The sequence below is a fragment of the Paenibacillus sinopodophylli genome (assembly GCF_005930355.1).
Classification (GTDB): Bacteria; Bacillota; Bacilli; order Paenibacillales; family Paenibacillaceae; genus Pristimantibacillus; species Pristimantibacillus sinopodophylli.
Genome location: NZ_VDBO01000001.1, coordinates 1 through 17,727, shown reverse-complemented (window position 1 = coordinate 17,727; position 17,727 = coordinate 1). Strand labels below are relative to the sequence as shown.

11 protein-coding genes and 2 pseudogenes are annotated in these 17,727 nt (G+C 40.6%); 4 read left to right on the top strand and 9 right to left on the bottom strand.

What is annotated here, in order from left to right; translation table 11 throughout:
- Positions 1–14 precede the first annotated feature (14 nt).
- The 4 genes from FGT79_RS00065 to FGT79_RS00050 all read right to left on the bottom strand — a co-directional run bounded on the left by FGT79_RS00065 (position 15) and on the right by FGT79_RS00050 (position 5,354).
- On the bottom strand, positions 15–902 hold the full coding sequence (locus FGT79_RS00065) for a carbohydrate ABC transporter permease (RefSeq protein ID WP_138750759.1): 888 nt from the start codon (positions 900–902) through the stop codon (positions 15–17).
- Between the two features lie 18 nt (positions 903–920).
- The gene (locus FGT79_RS00060; protein WP_246096054.1) at positions 921–1,874 is read right to left on the bottom strand and encodes an ABC transporter permease; all 954 of its coding nucleotides are present in this window, start codon (positions 1,872–1,874) and stop codon (positions 921–923) included.
- A gap of 216 nt (positions 1,875–2,090) precedes the next feature.
- Complete coding sequence (locus FGT79_RS00055; protein WP_138750758.1) at positions 2,091–3,629, bottom strand: ABC transporter substrate-binding protein; 1,539 nt, start codon at positions 3,627–3,629, stop codon at positions 2,091–2,093.
- Between the two features lie 129 nt (positions 3,630–3,758).
- Positions 3,759–5,354, bottom strand: a complete 1,596-nt coding sequence (locus FGT79_RS00050; RefSeq protein WP_138750757.1) for a response regulator transcription factor — start codon at positions 5,352–5,354, stop codon at positions 3,759–3,761.
- A 112-nt stretch (positions 5,355–5,466) separates the two neighbouring features.
- Between FGT79_RS00050 and FGT79_RS00045 the strand changes: the two genes are divergently transcribed.
- Positions 5,467–7,155 carry a sensor histidine kinase gene (locus FGT79_RS00045; RefSeq protein WP_138750756.1) on the top strand — a complete coding sequence of 563 codons (1,689 nt, stop codon included), beginning with the start codon at positions 5,467–5,469 and terminating at the stop codon, positions 7,153–7,155.
- A gap of 127 nt (positions 7,156–7,282) precedes the next feature.
- On the opposite strand, the gene FGT79_RS00040 is transcribed toward FGT79_RS00045, so the two are convergent.
- The 4 genes from FGT79_RS00040 to FGT79_RS00025 all read right to left on the bottom strand — a co-directional run bounded on the left by FGT79_RS00040 (position 7,283) and on the right by FGT79_RS00025 (position 13,138).
- Positions 7,283–8,551, bottom strand: a complete 1,269-nt coding sequence (locus FGT79_RS00040; RefSeq protein ID WP_138750755.1) for a glycoside hydrolase family 1 protein — start codon at positions 8,549–8,551, stop codon at positions 7,283–7,285.
- Positions 8,552–8,575: 24 nt separating this feature from the next.
- Positions 8,576–10,996 carry a glycoside hydrolase family 2 TIM barrel-domain containing protein gene (locus FGT79_RS00035; protein WP_138750754.1) on the bottom strand — a complete coding sequence of 807 codons (2,421 nt, stop codon included), beginning with the start codon at positions 10,994–10,996 and terminating at the stop codon, positions 8,576–8,578.
- A 203-nt stretch (positions 10,997–11,199) separates the two neighbouring features.
- Positions 11,200–12,135, bottom strand: a complete 936-nt coding sequence (locus FGT79_RS00030; protein WP_171056016.1) for an alpha/beta hydrolase — start codon at positions 12,133–12,135, stop codon at positions 11,200–11,202.
- A 79-nt stretch (positions 12,136–12,214) separates the two neighbouring features.
- Entirely contained in the window at positions 12,215–13,138 is a 924-nt protein-coding gene (locus FGT79_RS00025) for an alpha/beta hydrolase (RefSeq protein WP_138750752.1), read from the bottom strand.
- 186 nt (positions 13,139–13,324) lie between these two features.
- Between FGT79_RS00025 and FGT79_RS00020 the strand changes: the two genes are divergently transcribed.
- Together FGT79_RS00020 and FGT79_RS00015 are read left to right on the top strand one after the other, a co-directional pair.
- Entirely contained in the window at positions 13,325–14,536 is a 1,212-nt protein-coding gene (locus FGT79_RS00020; protein WP_138750751.1) for a helix-turn-helix transcriptional regulator, read from the top strand.
- A gap of 166 nt (positions 14,537–14,702) precedes the next feature.
- Positions 14,703–15,182: pseudogene (locus FGT79_RS00015) on the top strand (transposase); the annotation flags it as partial.
- Positions 15,183–15,450: 268 nt separating this feature from the next.
- On the opposite strand, the gene FGT79_RS00010 reads toward FGT79_RS00015, so the two are convergent.
- On the bottom strand, positions 15,451–16,584 hold the full coding sequence (locus tag FGT79_RS00010) for a serine hydrolase domain-containing protein (RefSeq protein WP_138750749.1): 1,134 nt from the start codon (positions 16,582–16,584) through the stop codon (positions 15,451–15,453).
- Between the two features lie 944 nt (positions 16,585–17,528).
- Here FGT79_RS00010 and FGT79_RS00005 point away from each other — a divergent pair.
- Positions 17,529–17,727: pseudogene (locus FGT79_RS00005) on the top strand (IS110 family RNA-guided transposase); the annotation flags it as partial.

Here is a 17,727-nt window from a genome sequence, read left to right as displayed (position 1 = left end):
TGCAAAAAAGTGTCTTATTCCTTAACCGCACCTGCAGTCGCACCTTTGACAAACCATCGTTGAAAGATTGGAAATAGCCCAAGCATCGGTACTACGCCGACGACAGCAATGGCCATTCGAATGGTAGCAGAAGGCATATCTCCCGTTGAGACCATATTCCCAACATTGTTTTGCTGCAGGAACTTGATATTCTCATTTATATTATTAAGTATGGTTTGAATGCTTTGTATACTACTGTTCGTTGAGAGATAGTACATCCCATTCGTCCAATCATTCCAATACATCAAGGCTGTGGTCAATCCGACTGTGACGAACATCGGTAATGACAATGGCATCGATATTTTAGCAAAAATGTTTAATTCAGTCGCCCCATCGATTCTCGCGGATTCAAGCAGTGCGTTTGGTATACTGTGTTCAAAATAATTTTTAAACATCACAACATTATACGCATTCATCAATAAACCAGGGAGAAGCAAACCTAATATCGTATCTTTAATATGGAAGATTTGAGTATATACAATATATGATGATGTTAAGCCACCGTTAAATAACATGGTGAAGGTCAACAGGAACATCAGCAGATTGCGCCCAGGAAGATCATGCTTGCTTAGCGTATACGCTAACATGGCCGAGATTATCACACCGACTACAGTACCTACTACAGTTACAATAATCGTGATCAGATACCCCTTACCGATCATCTCCCATTGACTAGAAATGTAATGATAAGCATTGAGCGAAAATTTCTCTGGAAAGAAGCTGTATCCATTTTTCAGTGCAGTAGCTTCATCCGTGAAGGAGGACATCAGTAGGAGCAGGAAAGGGGCTATTGCCACAATGGACAGTATAATCATCACAATGTGTCCAGCATAGGACCACCATTTATCTTTGTTCTCAATCATGCTTTATCGTCTCCGTTCTTAGAATAGTGAATCTTCCTTGCTGAATTTCCGAGTTACATAATTGGTAACTAGAATTAATACGAATCCTACTATAGACTGGTATACGCCCGTTGCCGTTGACATTGTTATATCACCAAGATTCATTAATGCTCTGAATGAATAGGTATCAATTGTCGTGGTTACGTCATACAAGGCTCCAGAGCTCATTGGGAGCTGATAGAACAATCCGAAGTCCGAATAAAATATTCTACCAATTGACAAGATTGTCATCAGAACAATAACTGGCTTGAGGAAGGGAAGCGTAATATAAAAGATTTGTTGCCATTTTGTGGCACCGTCAATCTTTGCAGCTTCATAATAGTCTTTACTGATCGTAATAATCCTTACTGTGATAAAAAGAAGACTGTAGCCCATTCCCTTCCAGGTGTGTACGAACAGAATAATGTATGGCCAATATTTTGGTTCTGTGTACCAGGATACCGGATCAATTCCGAGCGGTTTCAATATGGAATTATTTATAAATCCGTTCTCGCTGCTCAGAAATGCGAATCCTAAGTAACTTACGACTACCATAGAGATGAAAAAAGGAATTAATACAGCAGACTGATAAAACTTCGCCAATCGTTTGCTAAGGATCTCATTGAAGAGTATAGCTACGAATACGGAAAATATCGTACCCACCACAATAAATAATAGATTGTACAAAACGGTGTTCCGAGTCATGATCATCGCGTCTTTAGTAGTGAACAGAAACTTGAAATTATCAAACCAAACAAACTTGCCTGAGAAAATACTTCCGGAGAAATCCAGCTCTCTGAATGCGATTTGCATGCCGTACAAAGGCATATAGTTGTTAATGAACACGTAGATTAGTGCCGGTAATGCCATCAGATATAAAGGAATATATGACTTCCATTTAATCTTGTTTTTCTTGCGTACGCCTGACAGCTTCATGTCAGTGGTTGCTCTCACTTACTCCGCCTCCTTATTGTTCTTGCCTGCTAAAATGTTTTGTTTTTCTATATGGTTATCTTACACATTGTGCACAGTATGACGTTATACATTAAGCGACAGAATAGATATCCTTTTCCGACTTGATAAACACTTCATAAAGGAAAATTAAAAAGACTGTCCTTCTGTATGAAACTACAGCGAGACAGCCTTATTAATCAATATGAATAGCTTTGATTATTTGTTATTTGTTGCAAGCCACGCATCAAACTGACGTTGTTTTTCATCCATAACCTTTTGCAGACCTGCTGCATAGAGACTATCATTGAATTTTTTCAACAATTCTGTCGGATCTACTGCTCCATTGCCGATTACTTTTGCATATTGCGCAGCAACAGCATCTAAGGCTGCAATTTCCGTTTTCACTGGACCTGGATCGAATATAAAGCCATAAGCAATGGACTTCTTCGTGTTGTCATTCCATGCCTTCTGCTTCAATTTGAATTCCTCTACGCTGAGTCCGCTTGCTGTAACATATGTTTCACTAAGCGGTGCTTTACTGTAATCACCGAACATAGGCCAATAACTCTCATAATTTTTGTTATTGCTTACATTTAAGGTTCCATTTGCATTCACCTCATAATGTTCTCCTTCAATTCCGAATTGAAGTAATGTTGTTAATTCTGCGCTGGAATTCAACAAATTGAGAAACTGTATCGCTTTATCAGGACGTTCACTAGAAGAAGCAACCGACCATAACAGCAGCTGTGTATCACTTGTTGTAAGAACAGGCGGATACATAGCAATAGATTGCTTTTCAATTGGTTTAATACTACCGCCAGCGAAGCCCACGGAGCTTGCAGCAACAGCAAATACCTTTCCGTTATCCAACAATGTCGCACCATCGTCTTGCGATGTATTTACATCCTTGGAAATGTAGCCTTTTTGATACCATTCACGCACTTTTTTTATCGTTTCCACAAATTCTTCTGACTCATACATGTTTTCCAATTTCGTACTATTCGGGTCTAAGAGACCGCCATATGCATTACCAAGCCCGTCATTCCATTTGAGAATAGACGCAATATTGCCAACGCTTACTTCGGGTGCAAGCACGGTCATATTAGGTTCCTTTTCATGAACGATAGCAAAAACGGAATCCAAGTCACTTAAAGATTTTATATTGGAAACATCGATATTGTATTTATCAAGAATACTTTTAGAGAAATGAAAACCTATGGTGTTTTTTTGATCCGCTTTTTGCGGAATTGCATATTGTTTACCATTGAATTGGCCAGAAATAAGATTATCACCTAATGTTTCTGTCAGGGCTGGCCCCCATTGAGCAAGTTCCTCATCGATCGGACGAATCATTTTGTTGTTAGCGAATGATGCGAGATAACGGTTACCTGGCATCAGGAGCATCAGGTCTGTTTTCTCACGACTCGAAGCTTTGAGAGCATACACATTCGCCATATTATATAAGCTTACCCCTTCTAAATCTATCTTCGCATTGATTTCTTTTAAGGTAATCTCATTCAGTTTCGCTTCAATCTTCGGCAAATCAGGTTGTTCTTGCCCCAGTACAGCATAGTTGACTTTGATCGTATAAGGCTCTTCATCAAAATTGATTTTTCCTGCATCGCCATTTTCAGCTGTTGGTACAGCGCTTTCATTGGATGGTGCAGACGAATTCCCATTGTTGGTGTTGCTGCAACCTATTGATCCAACTACTAGAAATGAAGCAAGAAGCACAAGCACAAGATTCTTTTTCATTTAAATCCCCCTCATAATTATATGTTGTCTTACTATCATTAGTATAGGCAAGTGGGGCTAAGCAAGGTTATACGCTATCCGACTTATTGGATATCCAAATCCGACTTGTTACATGATCATATTAGACTTTTATTTTTTTCTTCTGCTATTCTTGTACTCCTGAGGGGACATACCGACATCTTTGGTAAATATACGATTGAAGCTGGAGTAATTGTAGTAACCGACGATCATTGCAATATCACCGATACTTTTGTCCGTATTCTCAAGAAGCTCCTTAGCCTTTTCTATCTTCATGTTAATCATGTATTTACTGATCGAAACGCCAACCTCTTTCTTAAATATACGTGTTAAATAATCGGCATTCAAATGTACGTTATTCGCAATGTCTACCATCGTAATCTCTTCCGACAAATGTTGGTGAATATAATCTTTCGTCTTATCAACAGGGGTGTTTCGACTAGTATTCTCATGATCATAATTTTGCATGATACCAATCGCATAATTCACCCATTGCAGCAAACCACCTAACGATTCAGAAGCCTCCTCCAGAAGTCGGTTTGATTGTTCATTCCCATACAATTCATTAATAAAAATATTACGATCGCTTGCAAAACCGACTATTAAGTAATAGAAATCTCTTGCGAATTTCTTCAAATAATCACGGTTGATCCCGTTCTGCTGATCTTGAGGCGTTAAATGATTCATAATCTCATTTAATACCTGAGCAAATCCCCCATGCTGCAACCATTCTCTCCATTTCATAAATGGATGATCTGTGTAGGTCAGTTCATGATTCTGTTCTTCTTGATAGAGAAAAAGAACTTTAGGATCATAAATAACATCATTAAAATCCATCATCTGCAGCAATTCAATAGCAGCCGGCATTTCGAATATGGTTCCTTTTTTTCCAACGTAACAGCAAACAATCTCCTTGATGTGCTTTCTCGCAGCATCGCTCAACTGACAACAACTTATGTCAATCTGCTTATAGACGGTTTGTTCATCTACACTTGGATCCATATGCAGCATAATGAGAATAGAGGTATCTGAAAAAGGAAGGACCTCTTGTGTAGTCTCTGGAATGACAACCATTTCTTCAGTCATGTTTCTCAATGCATATTGCAACAGCTTCTGATCATCTTTGCTCATCGGTTCTGTCCATTTTTTTGTACTAACAATGATTGGCAGATAGCTGTCTTCCAGATTAAAATCTAATCGCTTCAAGCGGAAATAGTTCATTAAACTATCTTTGTTAGGCGATATTTCCCCAAGAAAGAAATCCTTCCAGAACTGTTTAACTACAATTTTTTTATTTTGCAGCCAAGAATGGCTATTCTCTTTTAAGAGCTTTTCAGTAAAAATTTTATCTATAGTTGATTGGATAACACTTTCCACTTTCGTGAAATTAAGTGGTTTCAATATATAATCAATACTGCCCAAATGCATAGCTTCCTGTAAAAAGTTGAAATCGGCATGGCAGGTCATAAAAATGCATTTCACATTTGGATAGTTCTCATTCGTCCATCTGAGTAAGTCCAGACCCGTGCCCATAGGCATTTCGATATCACTGAGCAGGATGTCAATCGAATTCTCTTTGAACATACTGATCGCATTACTTACACTCGTTGCCGTATAGATTTCTCCAACTCCTAGCTTGACCCATTGAATACCGTTTCGTACGGCTTCTATCGCACTTACTTCGTCATCCACCATTAGAATATTCATGCTTGCGAACCTCCGTAAGAGAATGTTGATTTGACATCAATCAGGTGATAAGTATAAATTAATTATAATTACAAGTTTAAGCGAACCATACTAAACGTTTTGGAGAATCAATATGAAATTTTATCAAACGACCGGTTTTTTTAATTCGATTTTCTTTAAGCTCTTCGCAATCTTCATTCTATTACTTCCAGTAACTGGATTATTCATCTACGCCAATTACCAATCGCGTTCCACGCTCATTACGCAAGTACACATTACACATGAGAATATGCTGCAGTCTTATCTGATTCAAATTGATAATCAGTTGAAGAATGCGGTTACCTATGGTATTAATACGGCTTGGTTTGAGAGCGACCCGCAATTAGCTTTGCGGAACAATGAGTCAGAGTCAGCGCTAGCCAAAATGAGGATTTCACTAAAACTCTCAGATCAGATTTTATCAAGTAGTATCATCGATACCCTTTTTGTGTATACCGATAATGAGTTTATTTCCTCCAGCCAGAATAGTCTTGAGATTGAAGAACGAACAGCACTCAAATCATATGTCATCCAGGCTGCTGCATCCATAAACACAAGCAATATTTCACCAAAAGCTAACTGGAATCTTGTTTCTCTGTATAATCACTCCGTTATGGTAAACCTTAACCAAGGTGACAATGGCGTGCTTACCGGGGCATATATTAATCTTGACCGACTTCTTAGTCATTATGAAAAAAATGATGAAAATTCAACACTATTATTACTGCCTAATACAGAGCTAAAATCGTTGGAAGCCACCTATTCAAAGGACAACTTGATCATAACCGGCACTTCATCCTCTGCACCCATTTCATTTGCTGAAATTATACCAGAAAGCAACTTCATGAATACACTCCCGTTTATGCAGAAGTATACATTAGCTCTTTCCGTGCTTGTGACGTTGCTTCTCCCCTTCGTATTTCTTTTGTTAAGATTATACGTTGTACAGCCACTACAGAAGCTGAATAGAGCAATGAAACATATTCAACGCGGTGAACTGCACTACCGTATTACTCCTTATCGAACATCGAACGAAATTGCAATTGTGAATCATACCTTTAACCAAATGATGGATGAAGTTCAACACTTGAAAATTAGCGTTTATGAAGAGGAAATTAAGACGCAAAAGTCTCAGCTTCGTAACCTTCAAATGCAAATACAACCGCATTTTATCGTTAACTCGCTGAATATGGTCTACAATCTTATTGAAAACAAGGATCATCAAACAGCCAAGCAACTTATTATTTATTCGGTTGATTTTTATCGGTATATGGTTAGCGTTGATGCTGATTTAGTTCCACTTCATGAAGAAGTGAAGCATGTGAGTACGTACCTTCAAATTCAAACCATTCGATATAAAGACAGGTTTACCTATTCAATCAATATTGATCCAATGGTCGAGGACATGCTTGTCCCCCCTATGCTCATTCAGAATTTTGTGGAGAATTCAATCAAATATGCTATTCACATGAACAAATGCATCCATATTTCAATTAAAGTAAATTCATTCGAGATTAACTATTATCCTTATGCTCTAATCAATATTTCTGACACAGGGAACGGTTACCCAGTAAGTCAGCTTGAGTGCTTGAATCATGGCAAAAAGATCATAGACGATAACGGCCAGCATATAGGCTTACGAAACACGGTTCAGCGTCTTGCCCTTTTATTCGAAGGACAAGCGAAATGGCATTTCTATAATGATCATGGTGCAGTAAGTGAATTAATCCTGCCCGCTCGATTTTCTGAATTGACAGAAAGACCGTCATTAGACGAAGAATAAAGTCATTCCGCAGAATGACTTTTTTTGTTTACCTATTGGATTTGAAGTGAATTTCCCAGCCAATCTCTTACCAAATATGGCTGTCTTTACATTTGCACGCGATATTTTTATCCATAACCAATCCGTGTCACATCATATTGCTTTTGGCTATGCTGCCATAGTAGAAGGCACTCTTTTTCGGCAAACGTTTCTGCGTAGAGCGATCGACTTCAATTAAGCCGAAACGTTTGCTGAATCCTAACTGCCATTCAAAGTTATCCAGTAATGACCAATGCGTATATCCTAGCACAGGTATCCCGTCGGCGATGCATGCATGAACACCTATTAAGGCTCTCTCAATGAAAGCGACACGTCGTTCATCGTCATCAGTAGATACGCCGTTCTCCGTTACAATGATGGGCTTATTTAGAGCTTCTGCTGCATAACGGATAACCGCTTCCAAGCCTTCAGGATAATATTCATAGCCCATCTGCGTCTTTTCAGCATTTTCGTGGACAGGAAGAGCACCATCAGGACCGAATACCGTACGCGTATAATTTTGCAATCCGAAGAAGTCATCATCCTGAATATACGGGATGAATTGAAGGAACTCTTCATGCAAATCATTAGCCGCATGTTCCTCTCCACCTGAGATGGATTGGATGTCAAATAGCGACATGCTTAAACCAACTTGAACTTCAGGGCAAACCTCACGAATAGCTGCTCTCGCCTCCACATGCGCACGGAAAATAACTTTCAAACCCTCATCGGTTCGTGGAGCTAAGAAGGTGTGTATCTCTCTCGGAGACACTTCAAAGGCCTTGCCTAGTTCCATATAATAGTTGTCCATTCTGGCCATCATTTCCGTATTGATTCCAACCTGGACACTTGCCCCCGATTGCATTTGTTCGATAACCTTCTTAATACCGATGGAAATGTTAGCTTCATTGATTGTACATACGTAAGGTATCGCACCGCCTAGCTCAGACATCACATATACACAGTAGCGCGCAAATCGAGCAGGAGTTTCCTCAGATTCCCAACCACCCGCTCGAATCAGCCATTGCGGCGAAGAGAAATGATGCAACGTCACGATCGGAGTCACATTGTACTCCTTACAAGCCTCCAAAACATCCCGATAATGATTAATAGCTATTTCATCGAATTGTCCTTCCTCAGGTTCAACTCGAGCCCACTCAATCGAAAATCGATAGGAATTCAGACCAAGTTCCGCTAGTAAACGAATATCCTCTCTGAAGAGACGATAATGGTCTACAGCACTCCCAGAGGGCTCCTTAAAAGTAGATCCCTCGATATTCTCCATCAGCCAAAAATCTGAATGGTTATTATTGCCTTCTACTTGATGAGCAGCCGTAGCTGCTCCCCATAAGAACCCATTTGGGAATTGGAATGCCATATTTAAATTACTCCTCTCATCTGATTATGTCCGAACCGTTATTTGTACCGTCTGCTTCGTACATCCTTCTGCATTGAATGAAACATGAATGATTCCACTTGAGGTTGGCCGAATAACGGCAAGCACTTTTCCATCGTAAGTCTTCTGTGTAGAATCGAAGAAATTCCCTTCTAGTTTCGGATTGGCACTTCCAAAACCTTGCAATACACCAGAGCCTTCAACTGTTACCGTTACGTTACGGTCTGCGAGTGGCTTTAAAATTCCATTTTCATCAGCAATTGTAACCGTAATAAAGGTTAGGTCACGATCACTTGCTTCAATTTCACTGCGATCAACTTCAACCAGCAGTTTTTCCGTGTTTCCGGCAGATTTAAGTACTGTTCTTCCTGTTTCTTGTCCATCTGTATAAGCCACAGCAACAATCTCACCAGAAATATAAACGGTTTCAAATTCCGCTTTGAATTTATTTGCTTCTCCTGCACCAACTTTACCTACTACTTCTCCATTGACTAACAGTTCCACTTCATCTGCTGCAGAGTACACCTCCACCTGAACAGGCTTCGCTTCATATCCATCCCAGCTCCAACTCGAAACCGAATCGCTCCAACCCCACGAAGATGTGTTTACCTTCTCCCCATAATGTGCAGGTCTTAGAACAGCAATGTAAGGCTCATTCCGCAGACCAAATACGATTTCGCGGTAGTATGATGCCGGGCGACGATTTCCAATAATGTCAATGTCTCCACAATAAGCAGTTAGCCATGGATATTCGCCAAACATTCCATGCCTATTGCTTGTTTCTTCTTCATAACTAATTTTACCGATTCCCGACTCACCTAAGTAATCCCAACCTGTCCAAGTAAAATCCCCAATAACATGCCCGTTTTCTTTTACCAGCTTCCAATTGTCTGCAATATCCTTAGGGAAGGTTTCGCTGCCGCATATGATACGGTTCGGGAATAATTCCTTGTCCATTTCATATCTGGAATCTGCATAGTTATAGCCTGCAACGTCTACTGCTGCGAAAGACTCCGATGTTGCGTTTGTTACGAGCTCCGATTTATTGACCAGTTTCATCATGTCGGCGGCACTGCCGCCTAATGTATTATTGAAATTGCCGTCCATTTTCCCTTGTGACAAGGCCATTATTTGTTTGATAACGGATAGAAGTCCATTAACGGAATTGATAACATATCGAGTATGATCCAAGCTGCGGACTTTCTCAGCAAGTTTTCTACCCCAAGCAGCTCCATGCGGACTGCCTGCTTCAGGAACTTCGTTTCCAATCGAATACATAATAACACTTGGATGGTTATAGTTTTTATGAACCATAGCTTCAATGTCCTTCTCCCACCAGAGAGGGAAGCTCAACGAATAGTCATAAGCGGATTTATTCGTCGTCCATACATCAAAGCTTTCGTCCATAACCAGCATCCCAATTCGGTCGCATGCTTGAAGCATAGCTTTACTCATCGGATAGTGAGAGCTGCGAATGGCGTTGAATCCGGCTTCCTTCAAAATTTCTACACGGCGCTCCTCAGCACGATCAATCGTTGCTGCGCCAATGACACCATTGTCATGGTGAACACACGCACCTCTTAGCTTGACTACTTCTCCGTTAATCCGCAAGCCGTCAACCGCATCCAGTGAAAGAGAACGAATCCCAAATGTCGTTTCTTCTTCATCCAACACTTGATCTCCATCCATCAGCTTAATCCTGCATGTATAGAGTGAAGGGCTGTCTACATCCCACAATTTAGGTTCCCTCACAACCATACGCTGTCGTGAGGTCACGGTTTCCCCTGCAAACGCTGTGAGTGGTGCCGAATCCGATGCGACAACAAGGCCAACTGAATCGAGAATCTCCGTTAATATTCTCGTTGCTTGCACATTCATCCCTTCATTCTCAACCGCCGTTGCCACCGTTACTACTGCACGTCCACTAGAAATGTCAGGAGTGGATATTTTAATGCCATCCATAGCAATATGAACCGGATTGGCGACGATAATCTTCGTATTGCGATAAATTCCTGTACCCGTGTACCAACGGGAATCATCATAGCTTCTGGTTACAACCTTAATCTCATTCTCTTCCCCGTATTTCAGAAAGCGGTCAGCCTTGATATAGAAATTGCTATATCCGTATGGATGTTGCCCTGCATAATCATCATTAATGTATACCATCGCATTCGAATAAACCCCTTCGAATTCAAAGGTAACTCTCTTCTCTTTGTAATCAGCAGGAACAACAAATTTCTTAGTATAATCATAGGTGCCATCCGGGTAGTAACCTTTTTTCTCAGAACTAACTGCTTGAGGATCTCGTTCCTTCGTAATCGTCATATCATGCGGTAACGTTACCGGCACCGTTTCTCCTGGACGCATGTTGGTAAAGCTTGTATGAGGCCCTGCATTCCAATCTTGGTTAAAGGTTTGTCTAATCATATTGATCATCCTTTCTTTGCTGCACTTATGGATGGAAAACAGTATATATACCTATCCTACACATGATGAAACCCTCAACGTTATACGATTAACGACTGATTAGATGTCCTTTTCCGACTTGATCATCTCATCTGAATCCAATATAAATACAGCGGGATTCATAGAATCCCGCCATCCCTATGAATGAAACATCTTAAACCTTCCTATGAAGCAAAATGCTTTTTAATAAACGCTTCTGCCTCATCTAAAAGTTGCGCACTTTCAGGTGTACCTCTTCCGACTGTGCCGAAAGCATGGAAAGCACCTTCTACTGAAACCCAAGTGATCTCAACGCCTGCTTCTGTTAATTTGTCATATAGAAGCTGAGCATCGATGGAAAACGTTTCGTTTGCATCAGAGGTCATAAACACGGGTGGGAAGCCACGATAGTCACCATACAGCGGTGAAAGATCCGGGTTTTCCAAATCAATAGATTCGTCGTACAATACTCCTTTTAGAACAGAAGCAATGTTTTTGCCAACAAGCAAGTCATGAGTATCGTAGTTTTCTCTTCCGATATCTACAAGAGTTGCTCCGGGACTGTGAATGATTACCGACGACGGTAGTTGAATGCCTGCACGCATAGCACGAAGTGTGGTTACCAGAGCAGCCATCGCACCTGCACTATCACCAATCAATGAAATCTTTGTACCAGGATATTCCATTAGAAGGGCCTGATACGCAGTAAAGCAATCATCTACACCTGCAGGGAAGGGATGTTCTGGAGCTAAGCGATAGTCTATCGTAAATACTCTGCAGCCAACTTCTGCTGCTAATACGGAAGCAAAGCCTCTTGAATGTTTTGCCGATCCACTGATAAATGAGCCGCCATGCATATAGAAGATGATGTTATCTGTTTCTAGTTTTTCTGGAAACACAACCTCCATATGAACAGGGCAAATATCAGCATCCGCATATGTCGTGCCAGGAGCCGTTTTTTGATGAGCATGGCTTCTCTCCAACATTTCACGTATTGCTATAACGTCTAGCTTTGCGTTATCCGATTGAGCGTTAAGACCTGCCTCACCTGACATTTTTTCAATTGCTTCAATTACATACTTCATTTGCATACTGGAGGCAACTCTAACTTCTTTTGTCATAATCATAATCTCCTTTAGTTATGTTGGTAATCATACAAAGTAATAACAAACTCCAAATCTGTATGCGCTGGATTGTTGCTTATTTTGAGAAAATGCGTTTTAATTCCGTTGCCATAATCGTTCTGCAGTCTCGTGCGACGCTCTCATTTCCTGCGATTTCCATAAATCCATGATCAGAATTAGTGTAACATTTAAACAAAACCTCTACTCCCGCATCTGTCAGCTTATTAGCAAATAACTTATTTTGATGCATCAGCAGATCTCCACGCGCAGCAAAGATGCTTGTTGGAGGAAATATTGTCGGATCAGCGTAAAATGGCGAAATAAGCGGATTTTCAGGATTTTCTCCATCAGGTATATATAATTTACGCAAATGATCTGTACCCTCTGGTGACATCGCCTCCAAATTTGTCAAATCATTAACCCCGTCGGCAACTGCCTCTGAAATATCCAGCGCTGGATATACCAACGCTGCATAATCGAATGAAAACTCCTTTTCCTGATGCGCTTTGACAACAAGGCCTGCGGCTAAATTTCCTCCAGCGCTGTTACCGCCTACCGCAATGCGGGTTTTGTCTAGTTTGTATAGTTCCGCATTCTGAATGAAGTAGCGAATTAATTCATATAGTTCCTCGAGTGCTGACGGCCATTGATATTGGGGAGCCAGCACATAATTCGGGCTGATGACGGCACATTCAACGTCGCGACAGATTTGACGGATCGCCGGTTCATCCATTTTATTGAAGCCGGTTACCATTCCACCTCCGTGAATGTATACCATGACAGGAAAAGGACCATTGCCTTCTGGGTAGTATATATTAACTTGTGTATTGTGACCGGTTTCAGAAACCTCAATGCTCTTAATCTCACCAACTTGTACTTCTAGACCGTCTGTCATAAGCTTTTTTTCGAATCTGCTTGAGTCGTGCATCTCTCTAAGAATATCCAAGTTTTCAAAATTATTTTGCTGTTCGCTCATATCGTCCATCCCTTTCCTTTTCATAGTGTTGTGCCTCTTGCTATTACTCTATGATAGAATTAGATTAAGAGATATTCGTAATTTCGTTTTGTTGTTCACTATTTCGATGAGTAATTTTTAAATAGTTAATTTGTAAATAAGAGGATATGCCAAAATAACCTAATTAAATATCATCTCTGAACTTTTTATCGAAAAAAGGAGGAAATAAAGATGAATGTTGAAAAAAATACAATCTTTTTTCGTGAATTGATACAATGCGGAGATGAGTTAGCCAGCTGGGTTTTTGATTCCGAGGGAAATACTCTTTACAGCAATAGTAGTGATGAGCTTGCTTTTAATACTCTTTTTACCGTATTGAAATGCAAGGATTACATGCTGACCCAAGGCAAAGAACATGACGCACCTTTAATATTAAGCACGTCATCCGGCTTGGTTTGGATTTCGGTTTATGATAAAAAACAAGCAATATACCATTCAATTGGCCCCACTTTCTGCATGGATATATCACAAGATCGTTTAAAAGAATCGTTGCGTACAAATAATCTATCTATTGCAATGCAGAATAAATTGTTTGGTTTGTTAAAGGCTCTCCCTATTGTGTCAGCTATTCTCTTCCAGCAATATGCACTTATGCTCTATTACTGTATTACAGGTATCAAGTTAAAACCAAGCGACATTAGATTCCAAGAGGGCGAACAATCTAATCAGAACTTCGAGTTACACGAAGGACAAAGCAACGGTCAAAAAGCCTGGAGGTTTGAGCAAGAACTTTTAAGAATGGTTCGCGAAGGCAACTTGAATTATAGGCATGTGCGCGAAAAAGGCATTACCATCAGCAATGGAATTGGCATAAATGTTGGCGACCCTATCCGCCGAGCCAAGGACACCTGTATTGTATTTATCTCTCTTTGTACTCGCGCTGCTATTGATGGAGGACTCCCACCGGATACCGCCTATGCAGTCGGGGACCAATATCTTCAGTCCATTCAAACTTGCAAAATATTGACTGAACTCACCGTTATCAATAGTAGGATGTACGATGATTTCGTCCGAAGGGTACATGCTATTTTGGCAGCTCCTAAGTTGTCATCTCAAATTCAAAGCTGCTGCGATTATATTCACATGCACATTGAACAAAAATTATCTATAGAGTTGCTCGCTTCGCAATTAGGTTACTCCAAGTATTACCTGACTCAAAAATTCAAAAATGAAGTTGGTGTATATTTGAATTCATTTATAAACCATGCCAAGATCGAGCACGCCAAGCTTCTTTTGAAAACAACAGAGCTGAGCATACAAGAGATTTCAGAAGCTTTACATTTTGGGACAAGAAGCTATTTCGCCGATACTTTTCAAAAAACTGTAGGTATGACCCCTCGTAAATTCAAGGAAAATAGAACTTTCTATTTAAGTGAAGTTTGATTAAAAGTAACATTTGATTCATTCTATTGGCTTGGAGTTAGTAATCGCCAAAAGTGTAGATAGAAATGAAGAGACATTATTCTGCGAGTCTGTAAAATGAATTCCTATTATGAGGTTAGCCAGCTTAATCTGGTTGACCTCATTTTTATTTACAATAGCAGGAGCACTGGTTCTTATGATTAGCTTGCTCATGGAGTATCAAAACCATCTTGCTGATCTTGAGCAAGCCATCAAAATCAAAGCAACAAGCATACAAGGTTTTGACTTATTGCGCTCTATTCCTGGTATTGGAGATAAGCTTGCGTCATCCATTCTTGCAGAGATTGGGGACATCTCCTCGTTCCCTCATGCCAAAAAACGTGTAGCATTTGCAGGTATTGATCCTAGCGTATTCTCATCAGGTAAGTTTGCAGCCACTAAGAATCGTATAACAAAACGAGGGTCTTCCCGTCTAAGAAGAGCGCTTTATCTGGCTGTGCTTTGCGGTATTCGAGGAGCAGTGAGAAACGAAAGTATTCGGAATTTTTATGACAAGAAGAGGCTTGAAGGAAAGCCTCACCGGGTTGCACTTATTGCTTGCACCAATAAATTATTGCATATCATTTTCGCCATGCTTAAAAAATCGGTTTATCACCGCCCGTCCTAACCCTTTGAAAAAGGATTATTTTACATAAAACTCCAGTTTTCACCGGAGTACTTTCGTACTGTATTTTTCTGTATTTTAGAAAATAAAATAGTTGGTGCGAAAGTAATGACATGATATTAGTTGGTTTGTGTAAACTCCAAAACCCATAAGAATGGTAGTATACGAAAGGCTGGGGAATACACATGGGATTATGGACAAAACAGCAGCTCAGAGCATTCATTAAGGAGAATAAATTAGTTTCTGTACAGGATGCTCAAAACGCATTCTTTTATAGACAGGAATATACAAGATTTTTCAAACGGGGATGAACATAAGGCTCCTGACTATGAATAAGGTGTTGCGCATACATGACCGTCAGCTCGGATTCCGGGTCGATGAGGGCCATGCTTCCAGCCGCACCGCTCCAACCGAATTCACCTATCGAACACAACAAGCCGCTCTCCGACTTCGAAATATGTGTACGGACGCCTAGCCCGTATCCATACCCTCTCATGTGATCCCACATGAAATCACCCCGCGTCTTATCATTCAGATGGTCCGTCCTCATCAGTTCCACAGAGGCCGGCGACAAAATACGAACGCCCTCCGGACTGGTACCGCGATGAGTCAATACGTTCAGGAACAAGGCATAATCTCTAACAGTAGACAATAATCCGGAGCCGCCACTTTCCAACTCCGTGCCTACACGAAAATAGTTTCCATCCTGTCGTATTGCTTTTTCAAGCTCATCATTGTACCAATACTGCGGGATCAGCCTTGTATGTTGCTCATCATTCAAATCAAATGCTGTATCGTTCATGCCCAGCGGTTTTGTAATTTCTTCTTTCAAATAGATGCTAAAACGTTTTCCACTCACAACCTCAATCAATGCACCCAATACATCATGACACATACTATAGTGAAACTGCGAGCCAGGCTCGAATAGAAGTGGTTCCTTGGCAAGTGCTTTTGCAAAATCGCGTGTTGGCAAAGTTCCTTTTGATTGCTTAACAGCTTCCTGAATGGATGGTGAGCCCACGTCATACGAGAATCCAGCCGTCATCGTAAACAAGTCGCGCACCGTAATTGCCCTTGTTGCTGTTTCCAACCTAACTTCGCCATTTGGCATTGTTTTTTTGATCTTCATATCGGCATATTCCGGTAAATAGTCGGACACCGGATCACTGAGCAGCATTTTACCTTGCTCTATTAGTTGGAGCGCTGCGACACAGGTCATGATCTTAGTCATGGAGTAAAGATTAAAGATCGCTCCATCGCCGATAGGCGTTTTTTCCTCCAGATTGGCGAATCCATTGCGATAGTGGTAAACGGTCTTGTTTTTATGCATGATGACCACCTCGGCCCAAGGAATTTTCCAGGAAGTGATGGTGTCGATAAACGAAGTCAACGGTTGAAAGTTCATTTTTATTCCTCCTAGTATTTAGAATCGTGCGTTTCTATTGCCAATTGATTGCGTTATATTACGCTTAGGATACCCATCTACTACTTCCCAGTTCTTAAGAAGATGGAGTCGGACTGTGCTGAAAATAATAGAAAACAACCCTAATCCGCCGCTTATCATATAAAGTATTATAGTGACAATACCGCTTTCGAATAACTGAAATTCCATATAAAACGATGGGATTGCAATAATGAATCCAGCTAAAATGAACACATACCTTCTTATATTAAATCTTTTAATTTTTCGAAACAAGTGTTCATAAACAGGTTTTACATATAACTGTTTTCCGATTGCCGAAAAGCATCAAACAGTCAGATCAATAATAAATACCCTAGGCGTCTCGCTGCAAAAGTAACTCCCATCTGTTCCAAGCAGCTTGAAGCAGGAATAATCTTCCTGAAGGTCGTCTGTTGCACCCATATATGCTTCTTCCTTCACGCGACTTTGTCCATGTTCCTCCTACACCTTTTGTCACACAGCGCCGCTTTGTTGTAATTCCGTTATCTTGCTCTTTCGTTTGTACATGTTATAAACTTTTGAGCAATATGATTGATCTCAATATCATACTCGTTCTGTGGTGTACCTCCAGCTAACAGACCAACTGGGTCCTAATTGTTAATTACTACAGTTAAAAGAGTGGTACTTACTTTCACCTATATCACACCTTATTTGACAATATATTCGGTAAAAGTCTTCTATAAATAGCACTACAATCCTGACTGTAGCTTAATAAAATGAGTTGGCTACCTCAGACCTGCTCACCATGTATGCTATGCAACTATCATTCTCCGTTAGGATTCCTGTAGAGCGTTAATTTGGCGCTTTGCACAAATACGAGCGCCTCCAGTAAGATGGGGTAGTCACGGGTCATAGCCCTTTAGCCATCATAAGGAGGTCGCTCTAACTTGAAGTTTAAAACTCAAACCAAACAAAATCAACTGCTCGAACGTATTTCAACTCAGTACCTTGTCGTCGGCATCGACATCGCCCAGCAAACCCACGTTGCACGCGCCGTCAATTTCCGTGACATTCTGCTGGGCACTCCGCTTCACTTCTCCAACGACGACGCAGGCTTCAGCCTACTGCCGCAGTGGATGAAAGATT

Bases quoted from the DNA above. Each gene is read 5' to 3' on its own strand.
- FGT79_RS00010 (WP_138750749.1), bottom strand. From the start codon at position 16,584: ATGAACTTTCAACCGTTGACTTCGTTTATCGACACCATCACTTCCTGG.
- FGT79_RS00030 (WP_171056016.1), bottom strand. From the start codon at position 12,135: ATGACAAAAGAAGTTAGAGTTGCCTCCAGTATGCAAATGAAGTATGTA.
- FGT79_RS00050 (WP_138750757.1), bottom strand. From the start codon at position 5,354: ATGAATATTCTAATGGTGGATGACGAAGTAAGTGCGATAGAAGCCGTA.
- FGT79_RS00025 (WP_138750752.1), bottom strand. From the start codon at position 13,138: ATGAAAAGGAAAGGGATGGACGATATGAGCGAACAGCAAAATAATTTT.
- FGT79_RS00020 (WP_138750751.1), top strand. From the start codon at position 13,325: ATGAATGTTGAAAAAAATACAATCTTTTTTCGTGAATTGATACAATGC.
- FGT79_RS00045 (WP_138750756.1), top strand. From the start codon at position 5,467: ATGAAATTTTATCAAACGACCGGTTTTTTTAATTCGATTTTCTTTAAG.
- FGT79_RS00035 (WP_138750754.1), bottom strand. From the start codon at position 10,996: ATGATTAGACAAACCTTTAACCAAGATTGGAATGCAGGGCCTCATACA.
- FGT79_RS00065 (WP_138750759.1), bottom strand. From the start codon at position 902: ATGATTGAGAACAAAGATAAATGGTGGTCCTATGCTGGACACATTGTG.
- FGT79_RS00040 (WP_138750755.1), bottom strand. From the start codon at position 8,551: ATGGCATTCCAATTCCCAAATGGGTTCTTATGGGGAGCAGCTACGGCT.
- FGT79_RS00055 (WP_138750758.1), bottom strand. From the start codon at position 3,629: ATGAAAAAGAATCTTGTGCTTGTGCTTCTTGCTTCATTTCTAGTAGTT.